At 66.2% G+C, this 26,700-nt stretch carries 20 protein-coding genes and 1 other RNA gene; 10 read left to right on the top strand and 11 right to left on the bottom strand.

Annotation, left to right across the window (positions count from 1 at the left end; genetic code table 11):
- Nucleotides 1-11: 11 nt before the first annotated feature.
- A complete protein-coding gene (dnaX, locus tag G4D77_RS25685) occupies nucleotides 12-2,210 on the bottom strand; it encodes a DNA polymerase III subunit gamma/tau (RefSeq protein WP_154833863.1) in 2,199 nt (732 codons plus the stop codon).
- A 100-nt stretch (nucleotides 2,211-2,310) separates the two neighbouring features.
- On the opposite strand from dnaX, the gene ffs reads away from it, so the two are divergent.
- Nucleotides 2,311-2,407: signal recognition particle sRNA small type (gene ffs / locus G4D77_RS25680), an RNA gene on the top strand.
- 64 nt (nucleotides 2,408-2,471) lie between these two features.
- On the opposite strand, the gene G4D77_RS25675 is transcribed toward ffs, so the two are convergent.
- The gene (locus G4D77_RS25675) at nucleotides 2,472-3,848 is read right to left on the bottom strand and encodes a TIGR03862 family flavoprotein (RefSeq protein ID WP_154833862.1); all 1,377 of its coding nucleotides are present in this window, start codon (nucleotides 3,846-3,848) and stop codon (nucleotides 2,472-2,474) included.
- A gap of 271 nt (nucleotides 3,849-4,119) precedes the next feature.
- On the opposite strand from G4D77_RS25675, the gene trxA reads away from it, so the two are divergent.
- Nucleotides 4,120-4,452 (top strand): thioredoxin TrxA, encoded by a 333-nt coding sequence (gene trxA / locus G4D77_RS25670; RefSeq protein WP_016447450.1) that lies wholly within the window; start codon nucleotides 4,120-4,122, stop codon nucleotides 4,450-4,452.
- Between the two features lie 266 nt (nucleotides 4,453-4,718).
- The gene (rho, locus tag G4D77_RS25665; RefSeq protein ID WP_016447451.1) at nucleotides 4,719-5,981 is read left to right on the top strand and encodes a transcription termination factor Rho; all 1,263 of its coding nucleotides are present in this window, start codon (nucleotides 4,719-4,721) and stop codon (nucleotides 5,979-5,981) included.
- Between the two features lie 64 nt (nucleotides 5,982-6,045).
- On the opposite strand, the gene G4D77_RS25660 is transcribed toward rho, so the two are convergent.
- Nucleotides 6,046-7,461, bottom strand: a complete 1,416-nt coding sequence (locus tag G4D77_RS25660) for a CoA transferase (RefSeq protein WP_154833861.1) — start codon at nucleotides 7,459-7,461, stop codon at nucleotides 6,046-6,048.
- Between the two features lie 100 nt (nucleotides 7,462-7,561).
- Between G4D77_RS25660 and G4D77_RS25655 the strand changes: the two genes are divergently transcribed.
- The 4 genes from G4D77_RS25655 to G4D77_RS25640 all read left to right on the top strand — a co-directional run bounded on the left by G4D77_RS25655 (nucleotide 7,562) and on the right by G4D77_RS25640 (nucleotide 12,374).
- Nucleotides 7,562-8,755, top strand: a complete 1,194-nt coding sequence (locus tag G4D77_RS25655; protein ID WP_154833860.1) for a citrate synthase family protein — start codon at nucleotides 7,562-7,564, stop codon at nucleotides 8,753-8,755.
- Nucleotides 8,756-8,869: 114 nt separating this feature from the next.
- Nucleotides 8,870-9,115 (top strand): type B 50S ribosomal protein L31, encoded by a 246-nt coding sequence (locus G4D77_RS25650; protein ID WP_012206708.1) that lies wholly within the window; start codon nucleotides 8,870-8,872, stop codon nucleotides 9,113-9,115.
- A 155-nt stretch (nucleotides 9,116-9,270) separates the two neighbouring features.
- Nucleotides 9,271-11,010 carry a glycosyltransferase family protein gene (locus tag G4D77_RS25645; protein WP_047326736.1) on the top strand — a complete coding sequence of 580 codons (1,740 nt, stop codon included), beginning with the start codon at nucleotides 9,271-9,273 and terminating at the stop codon, nucleotides 11,008-11,010.
- A complete protein-coding gene (locus tag G4D77_RS25640) occupies nucleotides 11,007-12,374 on the top strand; it encodes an MATE family efflux transporter (protein WP_154833859.1) in 1,368 nt (455 codons plus the stop codon). The genes G4D77_RS25645 and G4D77_RS25640 overlap by 4 nt, the downstream gene beginning before the upstream one ends.
- A gap of 28 nt (nucleotides 12,375-12,402) precedes the next feature.
- Here the strand turns inward: G4D77_RS25640 and phoR are convergent, their stop codons facing one another.
- The 7 genes from phoR to pstS form a co-directional block, all read right to left on the bottom strand.
- Nucleotides 12,403-13,797, bottom strand: a complete 1,395-nt coding sequence (phoR, locus tag G4D77_RS25635; RefSeq protein WP_016447456.1) for a phosphate regulon sensor histidine kinase PhoR — start codon at nucleotides 13,795-13,797, stop codon at nucleotides 12,403-12,405.
- Between the two features lie 120 nt (nucleotides 13,798-13,917).
- Nucleotides 13,918-14,613 (bottom strand): phosphate regulon transcriptional regulator PhoB, encoded by a 696-nt coding sequence (gene phoB, locus G4D77_RS25630; protein ID WP_016447457.1) that lies wholly within the window; start codon nucleotides 14,611-14,613, stop codon nucleotides 13,918-13,920.
- Nucleotides 14,614-14,633: 20 nt separating this feature from the next.
- Nucleotides 14,634-15,335, bottom strand: a complete 702-nt coding sequence (gene phoU, locus G4D77_RS25625) for a phosphate signaling complex protein PhoU (RefSeq protein WP_016447458.1) — start codon at nucleotides 15,333-15,335, stop codon at nucleotides 14,634-14,636.
- A gap of 13 nt (nucleotides 15,336-15,348) precedes the next feature.
- Nucleotides 15,349-16,131, bottom strand: coding sequence for a phosphate ABC transporter ATP-binding protein PstB (gene pstB / locus G4D77_RS25620; protein WP_016447459.1), 783 nt, complete (start codon nucleotides 16,129-16,131; stop codon nucleotides 15,349-15,351).
- A gap of 38 nt (nucleotides 16,132-16,169) precedes the next feature.
- Entirely contained in the window at nucleotides 16,170-17,033 is an 864-nt protein-coding gene (gene pstA, locus G4D77_RS25615) for a phosphate ABC transporter permease PstA (protein WP_046984528.1), read from the bottom strand.
- Nucleotides 17,034-17,050: 17 nt separating this feature from the next.
- Nucleotides 17,051-17,989 carry a phosphate ABC transporter permease subunit PstC gene (gene pstC / locus G4D77_RS25610; RefSeq protein ID WP_016447461.1) on the bottom strand — a complete coding sequence of 313 codons (939 nt, stop codon included), beginning with the start codon at nucleotides 17,987-17,989 and terminating at the stop codon, nucleotides 17,051-17,053.
- Nucleotides 17,990-18,161: 172 nt separating this feature from the next.
- Nucleotides 18,162-19,202, bottom strand: coding sequence for a phosphate ABC transporter substrate-binding protein PstS (pstS, locus tag G4D77_RS25605; protein WP_016447462.1), 1,041 nt, complete (start codon nucleotides 19,200-19,202; stop codon nucleotides 18,162-18,164).
- A gap of 247 nt (nucleotides 19,203-19,449) precedes the next feature.
- Here pstS and G4D77_RS25600 point away from each other — a divergent pair, with 247 nt between their 5' ends.
- Complete coding sequence (locus G4D77_RS25600) at nucleotides 19,450-20,934, top strand: Ppx/GppA phosphatase family protein (RefSeq protein ID WP_046238476.1); 1,485 nt, start codon at nucleotides 19,450-19,452, stop codon at nucleotides 20,932-20,934.
- Nucleotides 20,935-21,051: 117 nt separating this feature from the next.
- On the opposite strand, the gene ppk1 is transcribed toward G4D77_RS25600, so the two are convergent.
- Nucleotides 21,052-23,496 (bottom strand): polyphosphate kinase 1, encoded by a 2,445-nt coding sequence (gene ppk1, locus G4D77_RS25595; protein ID WP_047473911.1) that lies wholly within the window; start codon nucleotides 23,494-23,496, stop codon nucleotides 21,052-21,054.
- A 209-nt stretch (nucleotides 23,497-23,705) separates the two neighbouring features.
- On the opposite strand from ppk1, the gene G4D77_RS25590 reads away from it, so the two are divergent.
- Together G4D77_RS25590 and G4D77_RS25585 are read left to right on the top strand one after the other, a co-directional pair.
- Nucleotides 23,706-24,677 carry a Ppx/GppA family phosphatase gene (locus tag G4D77_RS25590; protein ID WP_154833858.1) on the top strand — a complete coding sequence of 324 codons (972 nt, stop codon included), beginning with the start codon at nucleotides 23,706-23,708 and terminating at the stop codon, nucleotides 24,675-24,677.
- A gap of 109 nt (nucleotides 24,678-24,786) precedes the next feature.
- Entirely contained in the window at nucleotides 24,787-26,640 is a 1,854-nt protein-coding gene (locus tag G4D77_RS25585) for an EAL domain-containing protein (RefSeq protein ID WP_016447466.1), read from the top strand.
- The last annotated feature ends 60 nt before the right edge of the window (nucleotides 26,641-26,700 follow it).

The following is a 26,700-nucleotide window of genomic DNA, read 5'->3' as shown; positions in this document are numbered from 1 at the left end:
TCTAGAGCGTGTCAGGGCTGAATGGATACGGGCTTGATACTGCCAGGCACGATTTTCGCGCCATGGCTGCGGATCAGGGTCTGCACCAAAGAATGATTCATCACGATGTCTTCGGCAATGCGCTGGCGCTCATGGCTGGCCACCGCATTGCGCCGCGCGGGGCTATCCACCACGGCGCCCTGCTCGACATGCAGTTGCCGGGCCAGGCCGGCAGCCTCCAGCGCCGCACGCAGGCGCTCGCGCGTGGCGGGCTGGGCCAGCGAGCTGCTTTCCACACGCAGCGTCCAAGTATCGCCCTCGCGCGCCACCAGCTGCGACTGCAGCGCCAGCTGGCGCGCCAGCGCAGTGACGGCCTCGGCCTGCACCAGTTGCTGGACGGCAGCGTGCCAGACATCGCCCTCGGCCGTGCGCTCCACGGTCGGCGCGGGAGGCGCATCCGGGGACTGGCGGCCACGTTCGGGAGCGAAATCCTGCACATCGATCTGAGTGTCGATCTGCGGTTCGGACTGCCGTGCCACGGCAGCGGCAGGCGGCTCCAGGGCCAGATCTCCGTCATCGCTCCAGCGGCCTTCGTCGGCCCAGCCCTCATCGGGCATCCCGGCCCAGGCACCCTCGTCCGGCGCATCGGCATCCTGCACCTGCGGCGCCTCATCGGCAGAAGAGTCTGCGTCTTCCTGCACATCGTCCACGGGCTCATCCACAGGCTCATCCACAGGCTCGTCCAGGGGCTCTTGGGCGACACCGGCGGCCGGCTTCAGCTCTGGAGCAGCGGAAGGCCTGGCCTCCTGGACAGGCGCAAGCACAGGTTCCGGCCTGGCAACTGCGGCCACGGCCACGGGCGCCTGAACAGGCGCTGGAGCCGCAACGGCTTGCACCACGGGAGCGACCACGGCGGGCGCAGCGGTCACGGGAGATACGACAGGCGCGACAGGAGCAGGAGGCGCGACCGGGACGGGCATGGCCGCCTTGACTGGGACAGCGGGGGCCTCGGGCACAGCGGGCTGTGCGGGCCGCGTCTGCGCAACGGGCGCGGGAGATTCAGGCTTCGCCGTGGAGGGGGTCAGCGCTGGAGTTTTTTTTTCAGCCGCGCCCGGGGCGGGCTCTGCAGATTGCGGCTTGAACGCCAGCAGCCGCAGCAGCGCCATGGTCAGCGCCGCGTACTCGTCGGGTGCCAGGCCCAGTTCGGCCCGACCATGCAGGCAGATGCTGTAGAGCAGCTGGGTTTCGTCGCGCGGCATCAGCACCGCAAGGCGGGCGATCTCTGCGGCCTCCGGATCGCTGGCGTCGGCGGCCATCTGCGGCACAGCCTGCGCCACGGCCATGCGCTGCAGCACGGCGCACATCTCCTCCAGCGTGGAGGCTGCAGACAGGCCATTGCGGCGCAGCGCCTCGGAGGTTTCCACCACCACCTGGCCATCGGCCTGGGCGAGTGCCTCGATCAGGCGGAACACATGGCTGCGGTCCACGCTGCCCAGCATCTGGCGCACCATGGACTCCTGCAGCTGGCCGCTGCCAAAGGCAATGGCCTGGTCGGTCAGCGACAGCGCATCGCGCATGGAGCCGCGCGCGGCGCGAGACAGCAGGCGCAGGGCCTGGGGTTCGGAAGCCACGCCTTCCTGGCCAAGCACCTGGCCCAGATGCTCCAGCACGGTCTCGGGCGCCATGGGCCGCAGGTTGAACTGCAGGCAGCGGCTGAGCACGGTCACGGGCACCTTCTGCGGATCGGTGGTGGCCAGCACGAACTTCAGGTACTCGGGTGGCTCTTCCAGCGTCTTGAGCATGGCGTTGAAGGCCGTGTTCGTGAGCATGTGCACTTCGTCGATCATGAAGACCTTGAAGCGTCCCTGCACCGGCTTGTAGACGGCCTGCTCCAGCAGGCTTTGCACCTCGTCCACCCCGCGGTTGGAGGCGGCGTCCAGCTCGGTGTAATCGGGAAAGCGGCCGCTGTCGATTTCGGTACAGGCCGCACAGACGCCGCAGGGCGTTGCCGTGATGCCGCCCTGGCCATCGGCGCCCTGGCAGTTGAGCGACTTGGCCAGAATGCGCGAGACCGTGGTCTTGCCCACGCCGCGCGTGCCGGTGAACAGATAGGCATGGTGCAGGCGCTGCTGCGTCAGGGCATTGGTGAGCGCCTGAACGACATGCTCCTGCCCCACCATTTCGGAGAAATTGCGGGGGCGGTATTTGCGGGCCAGCACAAGATAAGACATCCCGCGATTCTACGGGGCTGAGCACCCTCGCCCGGTGCGCCCCGGGTTTGGCCGGCCTTGTCGCCCGGGCAGCCCGGTGTTTGCCCCTATAATCGGGAGTGACGGGCCTCCTCGCATGGGGAAGCGGCCAACCGGGTCAGGTGGGGAACCAAGCAGCCCTAACCGTGAAACCAGTGCCGAGGGCAAGGCTCGTCACCTTCCATTGAACAGCAGGCCCTGCGGGCGCCTGCCCCGTCCACGCCCGCAGCGGCCCTTCTCTCCTCAACGCGTCTCGCCATCCACCTTCAGATAGCGGGCAACGCCCTGTGCCGCGTGCACGCCGCTGGCCATGCATGCCGTCAGCAGGTAGCCACCCGTGGGAGCCTCCCAGTCCAGCATTTCGCCGGCACAGAAAACGCCGGGCGCAGCCACGCACATGCCATTGGCATCCAGCGCCTGCAGCCGCACGCCACCTGCGGTGCTGATGGCCTCATCGATGGGCCGGGCCGCCACCACGGTGATGGGCAGGGCCTTGATGGCCTGGGCCAGCCGCGCGGGATCGGCCACGCCGTCCTTGCCCAGCACCTCATGCAGCACGGCGGCCTTGATGCCGTCCAGGCCCAGGCGCCCCTTCAGATGGCTGGCCAGGCTGCGTGAGCCACGCGGATGGCGCACCTCCGCCAGCACGCGCTCGGGTGTCAACTGGGGCAGCAGGTCGAGATGGACGGTGGCATGCCCGTCGCGCGCAATGACTTCGCGCAGCGCGGCAGAGACGGCATAGACCAGGCTGCCCTCCACGCCCGTGGTCGTGGCCACGAATTCGCCCTTGCGCGAGAAAACGTTGCCCTGGCCATCATCAAAGGACAGCGCCACCGACTTGAAAGGCTGGCCGGCAAAGCGCTCGGTGAAATAGGGGCTCCAGCCGCGCGCAGGCTGGGGGCTGGCCCCCAGCAGCTCGGCCATGAATTCCCGGCGATCGATCTGCCCGCCCGGCGCCGCACCGCCCAGGCCCACATCGAACCCGCAGTTGGAGGGCTTCAACGCAGCGACTTCCACGCCGCGCTGCTCCAGCCAGGGCATCCAGGCGCCATCCGAGCCCAGCCGCGCCCAGCTGCCGCCGCCCAGCGCCAGCACCACGGCCTTCGCGTGCACCTGCAGCCGCCCTTCGGGGGTATCAAAGCCCAGCGCATCGCCATCCCGCCAACCCAGCCAGCGGTGGCGCGTGTGCAGGACCACGCCCTGGGTCTGCAGACGCACCAGCCAGGCACGCAGCAAGGGCGCAGCCTTCATGTCCTTGGGGAATACGCGGCCCGAACTGCCCACAAAGGTTTCCACGCCCAGCTCGCCGGCCCAGGCACGCAGCTGATCCGGGGGCAGCAGCTCCAGCCAGCGCGAGACCTCGGCACTGCGCTCGCCATAGCGGGAGACAAAGGCGGGCAGGTTTTCGGAATGGGTCAGGTTGAGCCCGCCCTTGCCGGCCATGAGGAACTTGCGTCCTGCGGAGGACTTGGCCTCGAACACATGGACAGTCAGCCCCTTGCCGGCCAGCCCTTCGGCCGCCATCAGGCCCGCAGGCCCGGCGCCGATCACCGCCACATCGCAGTACATCGTGCGCGCCGCCGCGCTGTGTTCAAAAGCATCCATCACATCAGTTCCCATTCCAAGCTCGCATTCAACTTTGCGCTGCCGGCAGACTCATATGCCTGCAGCGCGGGCGCGCAGAATACCCTGCCGCAGGCCGGCCTGCGCGCAGGCGCCACTAATTCCCGATGACCCCGCAACCCTGCTGCCGCCCCGTAAACAGCTATGACAGTCATAGCATCCAGCTACCGCCCATACGGTGCAGCAGGTGATAGGTTTCTGTCACAATCATTTCGCGGTGCGGATTTTCCTGCGCCTTCCTCATTGCGAAAAATCAAGGACATCACCCATGGCCAGCGAACTGATCAAACACATCTCCGACGCAAGCTTTGAAGCTGACGTCTTGCAACCCGGCTCCACGGTGCTGGTCGATTACTGGGCCGAATGGTGCGGTCCCTGCAAGATGATCGCCCCCATCCTCGACGAAGCAGCCCAGACCTACAAGGACAAGCTGTCCATCGCCAAGATGAATGTGGACGAGAACCGCGAGATCCCGGCCAAGTTCGGAATCCGCGGCATCCCCACGCTGATGCTGTTCAAGGACGGCCAGCTGGCTGCCACCAAGGTCGGCGCCCTCAACAAGGCACAGCTGTCTGCTTTCCTGGACCAGCACCTGGCCTGATTCTTCTGACTGCCCCTACACCGGGGCAGCCAAACATGCGGCCCGGCGCTGACCGCTGCACCGCATCGCACTGGCGCACAAACCCTGCGCCAGCGCAAATTTCCCTATGACCTGCGGATTTTTTCCTGTCATAATGCCCTTCATCACCGGCCTTATGCATCGAAGGCCGCGCTGAGACCCTCAGGCAAGCCAGCCCACTTCCACAGTGTTTCGCTTGGCTCAACGCCTCCCCCTGGTTTCTTTCCACTCCGTTCTGGAGTCTCTCCATGCACCTTAATGAACTCAAGGCACTGCACGTGTCTGAAGTCCTGAAGCAGGCCGAAGCGCTTGAGATCGAAAACGTCGGTCGCATGCGCAAGCAAGAGTTGATGTTCGCCATCATCAAAAAGCGCGCCAAGGCCGGGGAACAAGTGTTCGCCGACGGCGTGCTGGAAATCCTGCCGGATGGTTTCGGCTTCCTGCGCAGCCCCGACACCAGCTACACGGCCAGCACCGACGACATCTACATCTCGCCCAGCCAGGTCCGCCGCTTCAACCTGCACACCGGCGACATGATCGAAGGCGAAGTGCGCACACCCAAGGATGGCGAGCGCTACTTTGCCCTGACCAAGCTCGACTCCGTCAATGGCGGCTCGCCCGAGCAGAACAAGCACAAGGTGCTGTTCGAGAATCTGACCCCCCTGTTCCCCACCCAGCAGCTGCGCCTGGAGCGCGAGATCAAGGGCGAGGAGAACATCACCGGCCGCATCATCGACATCATCGCCCCCATCGGCCGCGGCCAGCGCGCGCTGATCGTCGCGCCGCCCAAGAGCGGCAAGACCATGATGATGCAGAGCATCGCCCACGCCATCACGGCCAACCATCCCGACGTTCACCTGATGGTGCTGCTGGTCGATGAGCGCCCCGAGGAAGTGACCGAGATGCAGCGTTCGGTCAAGGGCGAGATCATCGCCTCCACCTTCGACGAGCCCGCCACGCGCCACGTGCACGTGGCCGAGATGGTGATCGAGCGCGCCAAGCGCCTGGTCGAACTCAAGAAGGACGTGGTCATCCTGCTGGACTCCATCACCCGCCTGGCCCGCGCCTACAACAACGTCGTGCCCTCGTCGGGCAAGGTGCTGTCGGGCGGCGTGGACTCCAACGCGCTGCAGCGCCCCAAGCGCTTTTTCGGCGCGGCGCGCAATGTGGAAGAAGGCGGCTCGCTGACCATCATCGCCACGGCCCTGGTCGATACCGGCAGCCGCATGGACGAAGTGATCTTCGAAGAGTTCAAGGGCACGGGCAACAGCGAACTGGCCCTGAACCGCCGCCTCTACGAAAAGCGCGTGTTCCCCGCCATCGAACTCAACAAGAGCGGCACGCGCCGCGAAGAACTGCTGCTGGCTCCCGAGATCCTGCAGAAGACCCGCATCCTGCGCCAGTTCATGTACAACATGGACGAGATCGAGGCCATGGAGCTGATGATCAAGAACATGCGGGCCACCAAGACCAACGTGGACTTCTTCGACATGATGCGCCGCGGCGGCTGATCTCAGAGATCCAGCCCACGGCACCTGCGAACGCCTCGCTCACGCGGGGCGTTTTGCATTCAACTCACCATGCAGCGGCAGCCGTACCCAGGGCGCAAGCCGCACGCTCCCAGTGCATGGGGGCGCCCGCCACCTCCACCGGCGCCCGCAGGCGCCGCGCGGGCCCCCAGGAAGTGGCCTCGACGGCCGCGCCGAAATCCGCACAACCGTCCACCGGCGCCAGCGTGCAGGAGTCCGGATCACCGACGCCCTGCCCCGCCAGGAGATGGGCCGTGCGCGCCAGCGAGGCTTGCACCGTGCTGCCACCCAGCCCCTGGCTGCGCCGCACCAGCGCCATCACCACGGCGGCCGCCATCAGATAACCCGTTGCATGATCCAACGCCTGCAGCGGCAACGGCGTGGGCCGGTCGCGGCCCAGCTGACGCATGCCCGCATCGGCAATGCCGGCGCTCATCTGCACCAGACTGTCGAAACCGCGCCGCTGCTGCCAGGGCCCGCTCCAGCCATAGGCATTGAGCGACACGTCGATGAGCGAAGGATTCACCTGCCGACGCCACGCGGCACCGAATCCCAGGCCTTCCAGCGCGCCGTCCCGGTAGCCATGGACCAGCACATCGGCCCCGGCCAGCAGTTGCTCGAACACGGCACGATGCTGTGGCGCCCGCAGATCCAGCCGGGCACAGCGCTTGCCCAGCGTGACCTCGGGCACCGTGCCGGGCTCCTCCCAGCCCGGCGGATCGATGCGCAACACCTCGGCGCCGTGACCCGCCAGCCATCGCGTGGCAGCGGGGCCGGCCAGAATGCGCGTCAGGTCCAGCACGCGCAGCCCCTGCAGCGGCCGTCTGGCCGATGGCTGCCAGGCACCCGCATGCCGGCTCGATTGCGGATGCGGATGCGGATGTGGATGCATCTGCCACGCCAGCAAGGGCTCCCGCTGCACTGCGCGACCCTGCGGGTGCGCGGCCCATTCAGACAGCCCGCGCATGGCTGCGGCACAGCCGCCTTGCGCCACAACGGCCGACTCCAGTTCTTGTGCTGCCCAGCGCTCGACCGCGGCAGCCACGGCCTCGCGTTCGGCGGGCGCATCCAGAACGGCCAGTGCCGCTGCACGGTGATGGGGCGCATTGGTATGCAGGCGAATCCAGCCGTCCGCCGTGCGGTAGTCGCCGGCCACGGAATCCCACAGCGCGGGCATCTCCCAGCCCTGCGGATGCAGGCTATGGCCAAACCACAAGGAGGCAAGCCTGCGATCCACCACCACACGCGGCGCTGCAGCGTCGAGCTGCGCGATCAACTCGGATAGGCAAAGGCCTGCCACGCCCAGGCTGGCGGCCGCCAGATCGGAGACCGGGAACACGGAGGCCAAGGACCCACGACCTCGCTGCTCCAGACGTTGGAGCGCCACCGGATCACCATCCAGCGCCTCCCAGATCTGGCCGGTGCAATGGTCGAAAGCGCAGGGAAAAGGGAGACGGGACATGGAGCACTCCTGGCAGCTGAAACAAGGCTTGGAGCTCGTACCATAGGTTGCTGGTAAATATTGTCAATATTGATTCAATTAATCAACATATGATCGACCCATGCCCGACTACCTGAACTCCACCGAGGCCACCGCGCTGCTGGGCGTGAGCCGTGCCACGCTGTACGCCTATGTCAGCCGAGGCCTGCTGCAGGCCCACGCCGCAGACACGCCGCGCCAAAGCCGCTACCTGCGCGAAGAGGTCGAGCAGCTCGCACGCCAGCGCGGCCTGGGCCGCAAGCCGCGCGAAGTGGCGCAGGCCGCGCTCAGCTGGGGCCTGCCGGTGCTGGAGTCCACGATCACATTGATAGAAAAGGGCCGCCTGTACTACCGGGGCGAGGACGCCGTTCACTGGGCGCGAACCCGCACGCTGGAGGAGACAGCCGCCCTCCTGTGGCAATACCCGACCCAGGCAGCCTTCGCTGCAAACGCCGTGGAGGCCGCGCCTTTGCTGTCCAACCTGCAGCAGCGCATGGCAGGCCAACCGTGCGAAAACACATTGCTGCCCCTGTTCACCGTCGCCAGCGATGACACGGCCACCGCTGCCTGGCAGCAATCGCCCGAACGGCTGGCGGCAGGCTGCGGTGCGCTGTTGCGCCTGCTGGCTGCCTGCCTGCTGGGCACCGTGCCGGACAAGGCCGCCATCCATCTGCAGTGCGCACGGGCCTGGAAGCTGGATGCGCCAGGCGCGGACCTCGTGCGCGTGGCCCTGGTGCTGTGCGCCGACCATGAACTCAACGCATCAGGCTTTACGGCGCGCTGCGTGGCCTCCACGGGCGCAAGCCTGCGCGCTGCCGTGGTGGGAGGCCTTGCCGCCTTGACAGGCGGGCGCCACGGTGGCACGACCGCGCGCGTGGAAGCGCTGTGGGACGAGGTGGGCGAGCAGCAGATCGCCACCCGCCTGCGCCAGCGTCTGGCGCGCGGCGAATCCCTGCCCGGCTTCGGCCACCACCTCTACCCAGATGGCGACGTGCGTGCCGCCCTGCTGCTTGACATGCTGCCGGCGCATGGCCCGGCAACGATGCTGGCCAAGGAGGTGATGGCGCTGACGGGGCAGGCGCCTTCGGTCGATTTCGCGCTGGTGGCCCTGCGGCGGCATCTGCAGCTGCCGCCGGGCAGCGCCTTCGGCCTGTTCGCGCTGGGCCGCTGCGCCGGCTGGCTGGCGCAGGCGCTGGAGCAGCGCGCCACCCGGCAAATCATCCGTCCGCGCGCGGCGTACACGGGCCCCAGGCCTGCGGGTTTGGCACGGAACTGAGCACTATGCGATAATGCAGGGCTTTTTCTTGCGGAAAGTACGCTTGATTTGAACCGCTACAAAGGTTGCAGCGGGTCAGGCACGGCTACCGCACTTGCATCAGAAGGAAAGATCATGAAAGAAGGCATCCACCCCAACTACCGCGAAGTGCTGTTCGTGGACCTGTCCAACGGCTTCAAGTTCGTGACCCGCTCCTGCGTGAACACGAAGGAAACCGAAACCTTCGAAGGCAAGGACTACCCCCTGTTCAAGCTGGACACCTCGTCCGAGTCGCACCCCTTCTACACCGGCACGCAAAAGTCGGTGGACAACATGGGCGGCCGTGTGGAGCGCTTCCGCAACCGTTTCGGCAAGAAGTAAATCCTGCTTCTCCGGCCAGAAGGGCAGCACGGGCAACCGCGCTGCCCTTTTGTTTTTCGCAGTCCGGCCAATCCATGCCGGCCAGGCATGCCCCATTCTTTTCGAGGCCTTTGCTTCGCGTATCCTTGCGCCCTCCGTTGCAGAAAGTCCTGTGAGTGAACCAGCCCACCCCTGCCATCGTTGCCCAAAGCGCCGTGCGCCGCCTGCCGCGCTGGTCGCTGCTGCTGCTGTGCCTGGCCTATGTCGTGCCCGGATATGTGGGGCGCAGCCCCTGGCGCATGGCCGACATGGAGGCCTTCGGCTACATGCGGGAGCTGGCCCTGGGCCATACCTCCTGGCTGGCACCGCGCATGGCGGGGCTGCTGCCCGAATCCGAAGGCCTGCTCTCGTACTGGCTCGGTGCGCTGGCCATGCAGGGAGCACCTTCCTGGCTGCACCCGGAGATGGCGGCACGCCTGCCCTTCATCGCCATGCTGGTGATCACGCTGGCGGCCACCTGGTGGGGCGTGTACTACCTGGCGCGCACACCGGGCGCACGCCCCGTGGCCTTTGCCTTTGGCGGTGAGGCCCAGCCTACCGACTATGCGCGCGCCATGGCCGACGGAGGGTTGCTGGCCCTGGTGGCCTGCCTGGGCCTGGCCCAGCTCTCCCACGAAACCACCAGCTACATGACCCAGCTGGGCTGCGCGGCCCTGCTGTTCTTTGCCGCCGCCGCCATGCCCTACCACGGCCGCACGGCCACGCTGGCATTGCTGCTGGGCCTGCCCGGCCTGGCACTGAGCGGTGCGCCGACCGTGGCCACGCTGTTCGGCCTGGGCGGTACCTCCATGGCTTTCTTCTCGCGCACCTGGGGCGACGAAGCCACGCCCGCCCCACGCGCATCACGCCTGTGGACCGTGCTGTGGCTGGCGGTGACGATCTTGGCGGCCGCACTGTCCTGGTGGCTGGACCAGTGGGCCTGGCGCGTGGTGGACAGCGGCACTGCCAAGGAATGGCAAAGCCTGGTCAGGCTGCTGCTGTGGTTCAGCTGGCCCGCCTGGCCGCTGGCACTGTGGACGCTGTGGGTCTGGCGTCGCCAGATCGCCACGCCCCGGCGCTATCCCCATCTGGCGCTGCCGCTGTGGTTTGCCATCATTCCGGTGATCGCTTCGTTGAGCACGCTGCCAGCAGACCGCGCCCTGCTGCTGGGCCTGCCCGCCATCGCCACGCTGGCGGCCTTTGCCCTGCCCACGCTGCGCCGCAGCATCAGCGCCCTGATCGACTGGTTCACCCTGCTGTTCTTCAGCGCCGCGGCCATTGCCATCTGGGTGATCTGGCTTTCGCTGCAGACCGGCATTCCCGCCAAGCCCGCCGCCAATGTGGCAAGGCTGGCCCCGCAGTTCACGCCGGAATTCTCGGTGCTGTCCTTCGCCGTGGCGGTGGCCGCCACCCTGGCCTGGTGTGTGCTCGTGGCCTGGCGCACCTCGCGCAACCGTGCGGCCATCTGGAAGAGCCTGGTGCTGCCCGCCAGTGGCGCCACGCTGGCCTGGCTGCTGCTGATGACGCTGTGGCTGCCGCTGATGGACCATGCGCGCAGCTTCGAGCCACAGATGCGCCTGGTACTGGCCGAACTGCCCAGGGACGGCAGCTGCGTTCAAACCTATGGCCTGCCGCGCGCCCACATTGCCGCGCTGCGCTACTACGGTGACATCGATACCCAGCGCCTGAGCATGGCCGGTGCCGCGCGCTGCGACTGGATGGTGGCCGAGGAAGAAACCTGGCTGGATCCTCACAGCGCACGTCTGCAGGCCACCTGGGAGACCGTGGCCCGCGTGGTACGCCCCACCGACCGCAAGGACTTCCTTCTGGTCTTGAAACGCAGGCCTGAGGCGAGGCCCGTCCAGGTCAAGCCATGAACCTGCCAGCGCACGCCCCCCTGAGCGCTGAGCGACGCACCATTGCCCAGCATGCCTTGACCGTGCTGGCCGGGCAGCTGGCCGTGATGGCCTTCGGCGTGACCGACACCATCGTGGCGGGCCGCTATTCAGAAGAGGCGCTGGCGGCGCTGTCCGTGGGATCGGCCATCTTCGTGAGCGTCTACGTCTCGCTGATGGGCATTTTCCAGGCCCTGCTGCCGCTGTGGGCCGAGCACCGCGGCGCCGGACAGCCCCAGGTCATAGGCCGCACGCTGCGGCAGGCCATGTACATGCTGCTGGCGGCCTGCGCCGTGGGCATGGGCGTGCTGCTGTTTCCCGATGCACTGCTGCGCTGGGCCGATGTTCCGCTGCCGCTGCAGGTGCAGGTGCGGGCCTATCTCTCGGTGCTGGCCTGGAGCCTGCCGGCCGCCCTGCTGTTTCGCATCTACAGCACGCTCAACCAGGCGCTGGGCCACCCCTTGCTGGTGACCTGGCTGCAGCTGGTGTCGCTGCTGATCAAGATCCCTTTGTCCATCTGGCTGGCCTTTGGCGGAGCCGGCCTGCCGGCCTTGGGCGCCGAAGGCTGCGCCTGGGCCACGCTGATCGTGAACTACGCCATGGTCGCGCTGGCCTTGTCTTTGATGCGCAGCCAACGCCTGTACGCACCGCTGGCGCTGTGGCAGCGCATGGAGCCGCCGGACTGGCCCCAGCTGGCGCAGTTCGCGCGCCTGGGCATTCCTGCGGGACTGGCGATTCTGGTGGAGGTGACATCGTTCACGCTGATGGCCTTGTTCGTGGCGCGCCAGGGCACGCTGGCCTCGGCCAGCCACCAGATCGCCGCCAACCTTGCGGCGCTGTGCTACATGGTGCCTCTGTCACTGGCCATTGCCACCAGCGCACGGGTCAGCTACTGGCGCGGCGCCGGCGACGAGGTCACGGCGCGGCGCCTGGTCGCCATGGGCTGGCGATTGGCGGCAATGGGCGGGTTGGTGCTGGCCTGTGCACTGTTGCTTTCCCGCGAGGGCCTGGCCCGCATCTACAGCGGCAACCCCGAGGTGGTGGCCATCACCGCCAGCCTGCTGGCCTGGGTGGCTGCCTACCATGTGGCGGACGCCATCCAGACTTTCTGCATCTTCGTGCTGCGCTGCTACCGCATCACCGTGGCGCCGCTGGTCATCTATTGCCTGCTGCTATGGGGTGGCGGTCTGGCCGGCGGATACTGGCTGGCCTATGGCACGGACAGCGTCCTGCCCGCCTGGCTGCACCCGGGCACGCCCGCCCCCTTCTGGGCCGGCAGCGCCTGTGCGCTGCTGGTGACCGCAGTGGTGTTCAGCGCGGTCGTACGCAAGGCCACAAACCGCTGAGCGGGTAGCGGCCATCCGTCAGAGCGCGCTATGCGGCGCGGCTGCCCCGGCTGTCGCTGCTGTCACGGGCCTCGGGCGCAGGAATGCGCACCCGGCTGGCCGGAAAGGTCACCGAAAACTCCGATCCCTGGCCCGGCGCGCTGGTGATGCCCAGCTTGGCACCATGGCGCTGCAGCACATGCTTGACGATGGCCAGGCCCAGGCCCGTGCCGCCGGTATCGCGCGAACGGCTGCGGTCCACGCGGTAAAAGCGTTCCGTCAGGCGTGCCAGGTGCTTGGGCTCGATCCCTGGCCCGGAGTCCTGCACGGCAAAGCGTGCCGATCCATCGGGCAAGGTCTCCCAGGTGACGTCGATGCGCCCGCCTGCCGGTGTGTAGCGCATAGCGTTGGCCAGCAGGTTGGAGAAGGCGCTTTGCAGCTCGGCGCTGGCGCCAGCCACCTCGCCGGCCTGCGCCAGCATCTCGGCCGACGGAAAGCTCAGCGCATGCGGCAGGGATTGCTTGCGCGTCAGCATGGACGACAGGCCGCGCGCCTCGTTTTCGCAGCGCTGCATGAGCTGGGCCACGGGCACCCATTCGTTGCTGCTGGGCAGCGGACTGCCCTCCAGGCGCGACAGCGCCAGCAGGTCTTCCACCAGATGCTGCATTCGCTCGGCCTGCTGGGCCATCAGGCCCAGGTAGCGGTTGCGTTCCTCGGGCTCCAGCGGCAGGTTCTGCAGCGTCTCGACAAAGCCCACGAGCACGGTCAGCGGCGTGCGGATTTCATGCGAGACGTTGGCCACGAAGTCACGGCGCATGGCCTCGGCCTGCTCCACCGCGGTCACATCGCGCGCCAGCAGCAGCTTGCGCCCTTCGCCATAGCCGTACAGTTGCACCGACAGCTTGACGGGGCGCGAGGCCGTGCTTTCGCGGCCCTGCATGACCAGATCGCGCGAGAAATCCTGGGTGGCGAAATAGGCGCTGAACTCGGGGTCGCGCACCAGGTTGCCAATGCTTTGCAGCAGGTCCCGTTCGGCATCGAAGCCGAACTGGCGCGCCGCGATCTGGTTGCACCATTCGATGCGGCCGTCGGCATCCAGCAGGACCACGCCGTTGGGACTGGCCTGCAGGGCAGAAAGAATGTCATTGAGCCGCTGGTCGCCCTGCTGCACCTGCTGCACGCTCTGGCGCAGCCAGCGGCGCATGCGCACGCTGGCTTCTCCCCAGATGCCGCTGAGTTCAGGCGCCTCCCGCAGCTCCGACTGGCGCAGCCAGGACAGCAGGCGCATGGCGTTCCAGCTGTCCACCAGCCACCAGATCCAGCCCGCGCACAACGCACCCGCCAGGGCCGCCACGGCCTGTGACGCCATGCCAGGGCTGGAGGCCGCCATGGCGCCCCACAGCCACCATCCCAGCAATGCGCCCGCGATCTGGGACGCCAACAAGCGAAAACCTCGCCAACCCATACTTGCGCCTTCTTTGCGTTGTATTCGCTGCCTGGGGCAGCGGCGCCCGGGCATGGCCTGCGGGGGCCATGCGTGGATTCATTGGAACGCAGGACCGCCTCAGGCCAGCGCCTGCGCGCTGAGCCGGTAGCCGGCGCCCCGCACCGTTTCGATCAATGCACCGGCCATGCCCAGCGCCTCGCGCAGCCGCTTGACGTGGACGTCCACCGTGCGCTCCTCGATGAAGACATGATCGCCCCAGACCTTGTCCAGCAACTGGGCACGGCTGTGCACACGCTCGGGGTGCTTCATCAGATAGTGCAGCAGCTTGAACTCGGTGGGGCCCACCTTGATCATGTCGCCCTGCCAGCTCACGCGGTGCGCGGCGGCGTCGAGCACCAGCTCGCCGATGCTGACCTTGTCCTGGATCTGCTCGGGCGCGCGGCGCCGCAGCACGGCACGGATGCGCGCCAGCAGCTCCTGGGTCGAGAAAGGCTTGGTGATGTAGTCATCGGCACCCGCATCGAGCCCCGCCACCTTGTCCGGCTCATCGCCGCGCGCCGTGAGCATCAGGATGGGCACGGCCTTGGTGCGGCTGTCGGCGCGCCACTTGCGCGCCAGGGCCAGACCGCTGGCACCGGGCAGCATCCAGTCGAGCAGGATCACGTCGGGCAGCACGGCATCGAGCTCGCGCTGCGCGGTCACGCCGTCCTCGGCCCAGACCGGCTGGAAGCCGTTGTGCCGCAGGTTGACAGCGATCAGCTCCGCGATGGCGGGCTCGTCCTCGACGATAAGGACCATGGGCATCTTCTTCATCCGTTGTTCGCCTCCGGCACTTACAGCACTGCCGACTCGATGGCATCCATGGTCTGGTGGCGGACATCCTTGCCCTCCACCAGATAGATGATCAGCTCGGCCACATTCTTGGAGTGGTCACCGATGCGCTCAATGGCCTTGGCCAGGAACAGCAGGTCCAGGCTGGCCGAGATGGTGCGCGGGTCTTCCATCATGTAGGTGATGAGCTTTCGCACAAAGCCGTCGAACTCCTGGTCGATCAGGTCATCTTCCTTGAGGATGGCCACGGCCGCCTTGGTGTCCAGCCGCGCAAAGGCGTCCAGCGTCTTGCGCAGCAGGCCCGAGGCCATCTCGGCCGCAGTGCGCAGGTCGCCCGTGGGCAGGGAGCGTGCGGCGCCGCTTTCGATGATGGACTTGACCATGCGCGCCATCTTGTGCGCTTCGTCGCCCATGCGCTCCAGGTTGGCCGTGGCCTTGGAGAAGGCGATCAGCAGGCGCAGATCGCGCGCCGTGGGCTGGCGTCGGGCAATGATGGACGACAGTTCGTGGTCGATCTCCACTTCCATGGCATTGACGCGCTTTTCTGCGGCATCGACCTGCTCCACGGCCTCGATGCTGAAGCGCGACAGCGCATAGACGGCCTGGCGGATCTGGGACTCGACCAGGCCGCCGAGTTCCATGACGCGCGCCGAGACGCGGTTGAGTTCGCTGTCGAACTGGCTGGAAAGGTGTTTTTCGGTCATCGATGGCTCCTGCTCAGCCGAAGCGGCCGGTGATGTAGTCTTCCGTTTCCTTGCGCTGGGGCTTGAAGAACATCTGCTCGGTGTCTCCGAATTCCACCAGGTCGCCCAGGTACATGTAGGCCGTGTAGTCGCTGCAGCGGGCCGCCTGCTGCATGTTGTGCGTGACGATGACGACGGTGTAGTCGTTCTTCAGTTCGGCAATCAGCTCCTCGATCTTGGCCGTGGAGATCGGGTCCAGGGCCGAGCAGGGCTCGTCGAGCAGCAGCACTTCGGGCTTGATGGCAATGCCGCGTGCAATGCACAGGCGCTGCTGCTGGCCGCCGGACAGGCCCGAGCCACTTTGCTGCAGCTTGTCCTTGACCTCGCCCCACAGGGCCGCCTTGCGCAGTGCCCATTCCACACGGTCGTCCATGTCGGAGGAGCTGAGGTTTTCAAACAGCTTCACGCCGAAGGCGATGTTGTCGTAGATGGACATGGGAAACGGCGTGGGCTTCTGGAACACCATGCCGACCTTGGCACGGATCAGCGCCACGTCCTGCTTGCTGGTCAGCAGGTTCTCGCCGTCCAGCAAGATCTGGCCTTCGGCGCGCTGCTCGGGATACAGCTCGAACATGCGGTTGAAGGTGCGCAGCAGCGTGGACTTGCCGCAGCCCGACGGGCCGATGAAAGCCGTGACCTTCTTTTCGGGAATGTCCAGGTTGATGCCCTTCAAGGCGTGGAACTTGCCGTAGTAGAAGTTCAGGTCGCGCACCGTCAGCTTGGAAGAGGTCAGCGCGCTGGAAGAGGTCGCAGTCATTGCGGAATCCTTGTCCTGGTTGATTGCTTGTTGCTGCATTACTTCTGGCGTGTCAGGAAACGCGCCAGGATATTGAGACCGAGCACCGCCACGGTGATCAGGAACACACCGGCCCAGGCCAGTTGCTGCCAATTCTCGTAAGGGCTCATCGCGAACTTGAAGATGGTCACCGGCAGGCTGGCCATGGGCTTGGACAGGTCGGCATTCCAGAACTGGTTGTTCAGCGCCGTGAACAGCAGCGGGGCGGTCTCGCCGGCAATGCGGGCCACGGCCAGCAGCACGCCGGTGATCACGCCGGCGCGCGCTGCACGCAGCGTCACCATGATGATGACCTTCCACTTGGGCGTGCCCAGCGCGTAGGCGGCTTCGCGCAGGCTGGCAGGCACCAGCACCAGCATGTTCTCGGTGGTGCGGATGACCACGGGAATCACGATCAGCGCCAGCGCCACCACGCCCGCATAGCCGGAAAAGCTCTTGAAGCGCGCCACGACCACGGTGTAGACGAACAGGCCGATCACGATGGACGGCGCCGACAGCAGGATGTCGTTGACGAAGCGTGTGGTATTGGCCAGCCAGCCACGCGCATCGTATTCGGCCAGGTAGACACCGGCCATCACGCCGATGGGCGTGCCCACGAACGTGGCCAGGGCCACCATGATCAGCGAGCCGAAGATGGCGTTGGCAATGCCACCGGCCTCATTGGGCGGAGGCGTCATCTCGCTGAACAGTGCCAGGCTCAGGCCGCCGATGCCCAGGGTGATGGTCTCCCACAGAATCCAGATCAGCCAGAACACGCCGAAGGTCATGGCAGCCAGGGACAGGGTCAGCGCCACCTGGTTCACACGCTTGCGCTGGGCATACTTGGCCTGGCGCACGCGCGACAGCTCGGCGGCATTGATCATCTTGGTGGAGGTGCTGCTCACGAGCGTGCTCCTTCATTCTTTTGCAGGCGGTTGAGCAGGACCTTGGAGCAAGCCAGCACCACGAAGGTGATGAAGAACAGCACCAGACCCAGATAGATCAGCGAAGCCTGGTGCAAGCCCTCGCCCGCTTCGGCGAACTCGTTGGCCAGGGCCGAGGTGATGCTGTTGGCAGCCTCGAAGACCGACAGCGAGTTGAGCTGGTTCATGTTGCCGATCACGAAGGTCACGGCCATGGTCTCGCCCAATGCACGGCCCAGGCCCAGCATCACGCCGCCGAGCACGCCGGTCTTGGTGTAGGGCAGAACTACCTTCCAGACCACTTCCCAGGTCGTGGAACCCAGGCCATAGGCGGACTCCTTGAGCAGGGCCGGAGTGACCTCGAACACATCGCGCATCACGGAGGCGATGAAGGGAATGATCATGATGGCCAGGATGATGCCGGCCGACAGGATGCCGATGCCCACCGGCGGGCCGGACACGAAGGCCTCCAGATAGGGAACGCCCTGGAACAGCTTTTGCAGGGGCTGCTGCACATAGGTGGACAGCACGGGGCCGAACACCATCAGGCCCCACATGCCGTAGACGATGGAAGGCACGGCGGCCAGCAGCTCCACGGCCGTGCCCAGCGGGCGCTTGAGCCAGGCCGGCGACAGCTCGGTGAGGAACAGCGCGATGCCGAAGCTCACGGGCACCGCAATCAGCAATGCGATGGCCGAGGTGGCCAGCGTGCCGTAGATCATGACCAGGCCGCCGAATTCGTTGCGAACGGGGTCCCAGACACTGCGGCCGAGGAAACTCAGGCCGTATTCATAGATGGCGGGCCAGGCACCGACCAGCAGCGAGGCCAGGATGGCCAGCAGCAGGCCCAGCGTCAGCAGCGCGGCCAGACGCGCGAGAGCGCCAAACAAGCGATCCGCCACGCGCCCCGACAGCATCGGGGGGCGTAGCGGAGAAGGTGTGCGTCGCTGGGAAGCCTGTGCAGAGGCGGCCAGCGAGTTCGAGGGCGACGTTGTGGACACGTGAGGCGCCTTTATTCGCGGTTTGTGAAGGGATCAGGGGAGCCATGATGCACCTGCCGGCGGTGCGCCATGGCCCCCTTTTCAGGGTTTACTTCAGGGAAATGGCAGTGCCGGAGGTGTCCTTGATCTGGCCCCAGGATTGGAAGATCACGTTCTTGACGGCGTCAGGCATGGGCACGTAGTCCAGGTCGGTGGCGGTCTTGTCGCCGGACTTGTAGGCCCACTCGAAGAACTTCAGCGAGGCAGCGGCCTGTGCAGGCTTGTCCTGGGCCTTGTGCATGATGATGAAGGTGGCCGAGGTGATGGGCCATGCCTCCTTGCCAGGCTGGTTGGTCAGGATCTGGTAGAAGCTCTTGGCCCAATCGGCACCGGCAGCAGCGGCCTTGAAGGTGGCGTCATCAGGGGACACGAAGGTGCCGCCTGCGGTCTGCAGCTGGGTGTAGGTCAGCTTGTTTTGCTTGACGTAGGCGTACTCGACGTAGCCGATGGAGTTGGGCAGGCGACCCACGAAGGCGGCCACGCCTTCGTTGCCCTTGCCGCCTGCGCCCGTGGGCCAGTTCACGGCCTTGCCTTCGCCAACCTTTTCCTTCCACTCGGCATTGACCTTGGACAGGTAGTTGGTGAAGCCGAAGGTGGTGCCCGAGCCGTCAGCGCGGCGCACGGGAGCGATGGTGGCGTCAGGCAGGTTCACGCCCGGGTTCAGGGCCTTGATGGCCTCGTCATTCCACTTGCTGATCTTGCCCAGGTAGATGTCGCCCAGCACCTGGCCGGTCAGCTTGAGCTGGCCGGGCTGGATGCCCTTGATGTTGACCACGGGCACGATGCCGCCGATCACGGTGGGAAATTGCACCAGACCCTTCTTGGCCAGTTCTTCATCCTTGAGCGGCTCGTCGGAGGCGCCGAAGTCCACGGTCTTGGCTTCGATCTGCTTGATGCCGGCGCTGGAGCCCACGGACTGGTAGTTGATCTTCACGCCGGTGGCCTTGTTGTAGTCCGCAGCCCACTTGGAGTACAGCGGAGCCGGGAAGCTGGCGCCTGCGCCGGTGGCTTCCTGCTGAGCCAGGGCCTGGCCCACGCCGCCCGCCGACAGAGCACCAGCCACCAGAATGTGAATCACAGACAACTTCATGTACAGACCTCTTAGGGGTTGAAAGATGCGATGGCTGGACTGTAAGAAGGCTTTGTGACATTGATGTGACATGGAAAAAAGGCGTCACAAACAGCAGGCCTTCCCATGTAAGAACCCGGTCATCGCGATGTCACAATTCCGTCTTAGTCTTGTGTGTCGCACGAGCAGGCACCAGACAGGTGCAGCCCTGCCCCCTCGGACATCGCTGTGCAATCGTGCTCGACGAATCTTGATTGGCGTTTCTTTCATGGCACCAGAATCCCTGCTCGCTGCCGTTGACCTCGGGTCCAACAGCTTTCGCCTCGAAATAGGCCGCGTCGGCAGCCACCAGCGCATAGAGCGCGTGGAATACCTCAAGGAAACCGTGCGCCAGGGCAATGGGCTCAACGAGCGCCATGAACTGACTGACGAAGCCATGCAACGCGGCTGGGACTGCCTGGCACGCTTTGGTGAACGGCTGGCCGGCTTTGCGGCCGACCAGGTCCGCGCCGTGGCCACACAGACCCTGCGCGAGGCCCGCAACCGCGATGTCTTCATCGCGCGAGGCAGCACCCTGCTGGGCTTTCCCATCGAAGTCATCTCGGGCGAGGAAGAGGCCCGGCTGATCTATCGCGGCGTCTCCAGCCTGCTGCCGCCATCGTCTCAACGGCGTCTGGTGGTGGACATTGGCGGGCGCTCTACCGAAGTCATCATCGGCCAGCATGGCGAAGCGCGCCAGGTGGCCTCCTACCCCATAGGCAGCGTGGCCTGGAGCACGCAGTTCTTTGGCGAGGGCACGCTGTCGCGCGCGCACTTCTCGGCCGCCATCAAGGCGGCGCAGGCGGCACTCACCCAGACCGTATCGGCCTATCCAGCCACCGCATGGGACTGCGCCTATGCATCGTCAGGCACGGCCAACGCCGTGGGAGACATCCTGGCGGCCAACGGCTACTCCGGGCGGCTGATCACGCCCGACAGCCTGCGCTGGCTGCATGAGCAGTTGATGGACGCCGGTCACGTGGACCGCATCCGCCTGGCTGGACTCAAGGAAGACCGGCGAGCCGTCATCGCCGGCGGCCTGAGCATTCTGATGGCCGCCCTGGGCCTGCTGGGCATCGACGAACTGGAGGTTGCACAGGGCGCGCTGCGCCAGGGCGTGCTGCACGATCTGCTGGAACACGAGCCGCCTGCCGATCGCGAAGCCGCCGAGATCGCGGCGCTGCAACAGGACTTCGGCATTGACGCATCCCACGCACTGCGTGTTCGCAAGGTGGCACGCTGGGCCTGGCAGTCGCTGCAGGCGCAGCAGCCGCCCGATGCACTGGCCACGCACGCACTGGACACGGCTGCCAGCCTGCATGAGATCGGCATGCGCATCTCTCTGAGCGCCTACCACCGCCACGGCGCCTACATCACCGAACACTGCAGTGCCGCCACCTGGCCCGTGGAGCTGCGCGAACGCATCACCCAGCTGGTGCTTGGCCACCAGGGCAAGCTGCGCAAGCTCGAGGCTGCCATCGAGGACCGGGCCGTGGCCTGGCCATTGCTGGCGCTGCGCCTGGCCGTGCAGCTGTGCCACGCCCGGCGCGATCCCGATCTGCAGGGCATGCGCCTGCACCGCTCGGACAGCGTCTTTCACCTGACCGTGCCGGAAGGCTGGACCAGGAGCTACCCCCAGTCCGCCCAGTTGCTGCGCACCGAAGCCGTGGCCTGGCAGAAGACGCCCTGGACGCTGCAGTTGCATCTGCACTGAACGCCGAACGTCTCCGGCTGCCGCAGCGACAAGCTAAAAGCCCTGCCAGCGCAATGCGTTGGCGGGGCTTTTCGATTGCACAGGGCAGGCACGCGGCGCCCTGACAGGATATGCGGCTCAGGCCCGAGGGCCGTAACGCTCCATCAAGGCGTTCTGCGCCCCCAGGCCCGTGGTCGGATAGGGTGCGCGCTGGTAGGCGCCATTGGCTTCCAGCGTCCAGGCGTCGCGGTTGTCATGCAGGCTGGCGACAAGACATTCGTCTATCACCTGCTGGCGCAACGCCGGATCGCGCACAGGCCAGGCCAGCTCCACCCGGCGCATCATGTTGCGGTTCATCCAGTCCGCACTGGACAGCAGCAGTTCCTGCTGATTGCCCCAGGCGAAGTAGAAGACGCGCGAATGCTCCAGGAAGCGGCCGATGATGGAGCGCACGCGGATGTTGTCCGTCCAGCCCTTGCGCTGCGGCGGCAGCATGCAGGCGCTGCGCACGATGAGATCGATGCGTGCGCCCTGCTGACCGGCACGCACCAGGGCCTGCATGAGCAGTTCGTCAGTCAGCGCATTCATCTTCAGCACAATCCGCGCCTCTTCGCCGCGCTGTGCGGCCTCGCCCACCTGGGCAATCAGCGCCAGCATGCGATCGTGCAGCTGGAACGGTGCAATCACAAGCTGGTGCAGCTTGGGCAAGCGGTTGTGGCTGGACAGGTGGCTGAACACGGCATCCATGTCGGCCGTGATCTGCGCATCGCAGGTCAGCTGGCTGATGTCCGTGTACAGGCGCGCCGTGCGCACGTTGTAATTGCCGGTGGACAGGTGGCCGTAGCGCTTGAGCTGGCCGCTGCGCTTTTCGCGCCGGGTAATCAGCAGCATCTTGGCGTGCGTCTTCAGGCCCAGCACGCCGTAGACCACCTGGGCGCCCAAGGCCTCCAGCTTCTCGGCGGAGTTGATGTTGGCCTCTTCGTCAAAGCGGGCCTTGAGTTCCAGCACGGCCAGCACTTCCTTGCCACGGCGAACCGCCTCGGCCAGCAACTGCATGATCTCGGAGTCCGATCCCGTGCGGTAGATGGTCTGCTTGATGGCCAGCACCTCAGGGTCATTGACGGCTTCGCGCAGCAGCTCCAGCACGCCGTCGAAGCTCTCGAAGGGCTGGTGGATCAGCACATCACGCTTGCGGATCTGGGCCATCACCGAGCGGCCCGGCTGCAGCTGGCGCGGCCATGCCGGACGCCAAGGCGGAAACAGCAGCGCGGGGTCATCGACCAGATCCACCAGCTGCGACTGGCGCACCAGGTTCACGGGCCCCTTGACGCGGAACAGTGCCTCGGTCGGCAGGCCGAACTGGCCCAGCAGCAGGTCGGACAGCATGGGCGAGCAGGCAAAGGACACCTCCAGCCTCACCGCCTGGCCGTAGTGGCGATGGTGCAGACCCTGGCGCAGGGCCGTGCGCAGGTCGCTGACGTCTTCCTCATCCACTGCCAGGTCCGAATGGCGCGTGACACGGAATTGCGCAAACTCCGCCACCTCACGCCCCGGGAACAGCTCGACGAGATGGGCGCGCACGATGCTGGAGATGCTCACGAACAGGCGCTGCTTGCCCGCGATCTTCTCGGGCAGGCGCACCAGGCGCGGCAAGACACGCGGCACCTTGACGATGGCCACCTCGTTGGCACGGCCAAAGGCATCGACACCTTTGAGGCGCACGATGAAGTTCAGCGCCTTGTTGGCCACCTGGGGGAATGGATGGGATGGGTCCAGGCCCACGGGCATGAGCAGCGGCTGGACTTCGCGCAGGAAGTACTCGCGCACCCATTTGCGCTGGGCGCTGCTGCGCTCGCCATGGGATACCACGCGTATGCCCTGCCCCGCAAAGGCTGGAATCAGCGACTGGTTGTACAGCGTGTACTGGCGCAATACCAGCTCATGCGCCTTGTCCATCAGCGAGCGGAAGCTCTGCAGGGTGTACAGGCCCTTGGCGTCGCCGGCCTTGGCGGCCGTCACATGCGGGGCGCAACGCACCTCGAACCATTCGTCGAGATTCGAGGAGACGATGCACAGATAGCGCAAACGCTCCAGCAGCGGCACATCTTCACGCACGGCCCAGTCCAGCACGCGCTCATTGAAGGCCAGGATGCAATGGTCACGGTCAAGAAACTGTTGCTGCTGCTCTTGCACTTCACCGCTTTCGGCTGTGGCGTGCAGTCCAGTGTATTCGGGGGCGGGAAGCCTTGCAGAAGAAGCAGAGGCAGAAGCCGCAATGGCCTGGCCCTGCAGCTCCGACAAGGCGGTGGAGAGGCTTTTCGCCAGAGGCATCATCGGGACATTCAGGGGTGCAGAGACGGGTATGGGAGCTGTCTGGCGGGCCATGCCCAGCGAAGCCGGCCCTGCGGGCACGGCACGCGCTCCCTGTTCATGTTCTGGTTCGGCAGGTGCGGCAGAGGCGCCACCGGGAATCGGCGTGAATGTCTGGGGCATGGATGCAGGGGCCCGGCCTGGGCAGGACCCGGTAGTCACCCCGCTAGCCGGGGATTCGGGCAGTCTGCCCCGGATTTGTGACATGTTCATGACATACATTCCTCTGTTCATGACATCTGTCATACAAGCCAAGCCAGGCGCAAGCAACGGCGCAGAAACCGTCACGCAAAGGTCATGACCCAGTCACACCGGCACGAGAGCGACGCGACATCGCCGGGGTGCTAAGCTAGCTGCCTTCCCCTGGATGCCGTTGGCTGCTGCAAACCTGCCGCAGCCGTGCCGTCGTCCGCCTTTCGCGCATGTCCTCTTCCAATCCCCCCGAAAGCCGCCTGGCCGCCATCGACATTGGCTCCAACAGCTGCCTGCTGGCCATGGCCCGCAGCGACGGCGCAAAGGTGCAGCTGCTCAGCCATCGCAAGGAAGCCATACGCCTGGGCAGCGCCCTCGACGCCCAGGGCGCCTTGAGCCTGGAGGCCATGCAGCGCGGCTGGGCCTGCCTGGAGCGCTATGCGCAGGTGCTGGGTGATTTGCCCCGCCACCGCGTACGTGCAGTGGCCACGCAGACGCTGAGAGAGGCATCGAATCGCCAGATCTTCCTGGACGAAGGCCAGCGCATCCTGGGCTGCCCCATCGAGGTCATTGACGGCGAGGAGGAAGCACGCCTGATCTATCGCGGCGTCGCCCAGTTGCTGCCGCCCGGCGCCCAGCGGAGGCTGGTGGTGGACATCGGCGGCCGCTCGACCGAGCTGTGCCTGGGTCAGCAGCGGCAAGTACTGCAGGCACGCTCCTTCGCCTTCGGCAGCGTGACCTGGGCCCTGCGCCACTTCCCCGATGGCGAGCTGTCGGCCCAGGCCCTGTCCCAGGCCGAAGCAGCCGTGGCCGACATCATTGCGCCCGAAGCAGGACTTTTTGCTGCCGGGCAATGGAGCCATGCCTATGGCTCCTCGGGCACGGCCGGTGCCATTGTCAAGGTCCTGGCCCATGCGCCCGGCGGCACGGCCGGCTGGATCACGCGGCAGGGACTGGACTGGCTGCATGCGCAGTTGCTGCGCGCAGGCCATGTCGACCGTGTGAACATGGACGGACTCAAGGAAGAGTTGCGCCCCATGATCGGCGGCGGCATGAGCGTGATGCGGGGCATCTTCTCCAGCCTGGGCATCGAGCGCATGCGCGTCACGCACGGCGCCCTGCGCCATGGCGTGCTCTATGAATTGGCACACAAGCTCGATGCGCAGGCCAAGGGCCGGCAACGACAGTCCGCCGGCACCTGAAAACCAAGGCCCTGCCCTCGCCAGGGAACGACAAAATGCTGTTTTGCGCGCAAGTGCTACACTTTGTAATTTCCCCCTCATCCCTTTACCACCGCCCTACCGCTTCGCCATGTCCGCGCCGACGATTGCGTACGACCCTGTACTCGAACGTCCGTCTTCGATGATGGCGGCGTCGCTGCAGCGCAGCCTGCGCGAGCAGCAGGCACTGCTCGACAATGCCGGCGTGGGCATCGTCTTCATCCGCCAGCGCGTCATCGTCCGATGCAACCAGTGCTATGCCGACATCTTCGGCTACGCGGGCGAACATGCGCTGGTCGGCATCAACAGCGAGCACCTGCACCCCAGCCGCGACGAGCTGCGCAGCCTGGGGCGCGAGGCCTATCGCACGCTGAGCGCGGGCCTGTCCTTTCGCACGCAGCGCCGCCTGCGCCGCAAGGATGGCAGCCTGTTCTGGGGTGAACTGACGGGCCGGCTCATCAATCCGGGCGATGCACGCGAAGGCTCCATCTGGATCGTCAGCGACATCGACGACCGTCTGCGCGCCCAGCAGGCCCTGAGCCAGGCCCACGAACTGCTGGAGCAGCAGGTGCGCGACCGTACACGCGAACTCAGCGCCACGGTGGAGAACCTGCACCGCGAGATCGCCGACCGCAAGCTGGACCAGGAACGCATCTACTGGATGGCGCACTACGACGCGCTCACCGGCCTGCCCAATCGCACGCTGCTGGCCGAGCGCAGCGCCCGCGCCATCGAGCTGGCCAAGGTCAACGACACGCCACTGGCCGTGATGTTCCTCGACCTGGACCATTTCAAGCATGTCAATGATTCGCTGGGCCATCGCGTGGGCGATGCCCTGCTGGTGGAGATTGCCCGCCGCCTGCGTGCCGTGGTGCGTGACCGCGATACGGTGGCCCGCATCGGCGGCGACGAATTCGTGCTGCTGCTGCCCGGCGCCAATGCCCAGGGTGCGGCCCGCGTGGCAGGCAAGCTGCAGGAGGCGTCGCGCCAGGCCTACCAGATCGACCGCCACGAACTGACCATTGCGCCGTCCATGGGCATCGCGCTGTACCCGCGCGACGGCCACGACATCGACTCGCTGACACAGGCCGCCGACGCGGCCATGTACCACGCCAAGCAGGCCGGCCGCAACACCTACCGCTTCTTCACTCCGCAAATGCAGGCCCAGTCCCTGCGCGCCCTGCAGCTGGAGAACGCCTTGCGGCGGGCGCTGGAACGCAATCAGCTGTATCTGCATTACCAGCCGCAGATCACCCTGAGCACCGGACGCGTGCGCAGCGTGGAGGCACTGCTGCGATGGGAGCATCCCGAGCTGGGCTCGGTTTCGCCCGCGGAGTTCATCCCCGTCGCCGAGGATAGCGGCCAGATCCTGCAGATCGGCGAATGGGTGCTGCGCAGCGCCATGCAGCAACTGCAGGCCTGGCGCAATGCGGGGCTGCGGGACCTGAAGGTGGCCGTGAACCTGTCGGCCATCCAGTTCCACCAGCAGCAACTGCCCGAAATCATCAACCGCATCCTGCTCGACAGCGACCTGCCGGCCGATTCTCTGGAGCTGGAGCTGACCGAGGGCGTGGCCATCCATGATCCGCGCCAGGCCACGGCCACCATGGACCGGCTGCGCGAGCATGGCGTGCGTCTGGCCATGGATGACTTCGGCACCGGCTATTCATCCCTGAGCCAGCTCAAGCGCTTTCAGATCTACAAACTCAAGATCGACCAGTCCTTCATCCAGGACCTGGACCACGACAGCAATGACCGCGCCATTGTCAGCGCCATCATCCGCATGGCCCAGGCCCTGGGCATGCAGACCACGGCCGAAGGCGTGGAAACGGAGGCGCAGCTGGAGTTCCTGCGCGAGCAAGGCTGCGATGAAGCCCAGGGCTACCATTTCAGCCGCCCGCTGCCGCCCCAGGCGCTGGAGGCCTTTCTGCGCAGCCAGGGCTGAACGGCTCACCGCGCCACGGTCTGCAGACGAAAAAGCCGAAGCCTGCAGCTTCGGCTTTCC

The sequence above is a fragment of the Delftia sp. WY8 genome (genome assembly GCF_018437695.1).
Classification (GTDB): domain Bacteria; phylum Pseudomonadota; class Gammaproteobacteria; order Burkholderiales; family Burkholderiaceae_C; genus Comamonas; species Comamonas tsuruhatensis.
The sequence above is the reverse complement of the archived record's forward strand: the minus strand, read 5'-3'. Positions and strand labels throughout refer to the sequence as shown.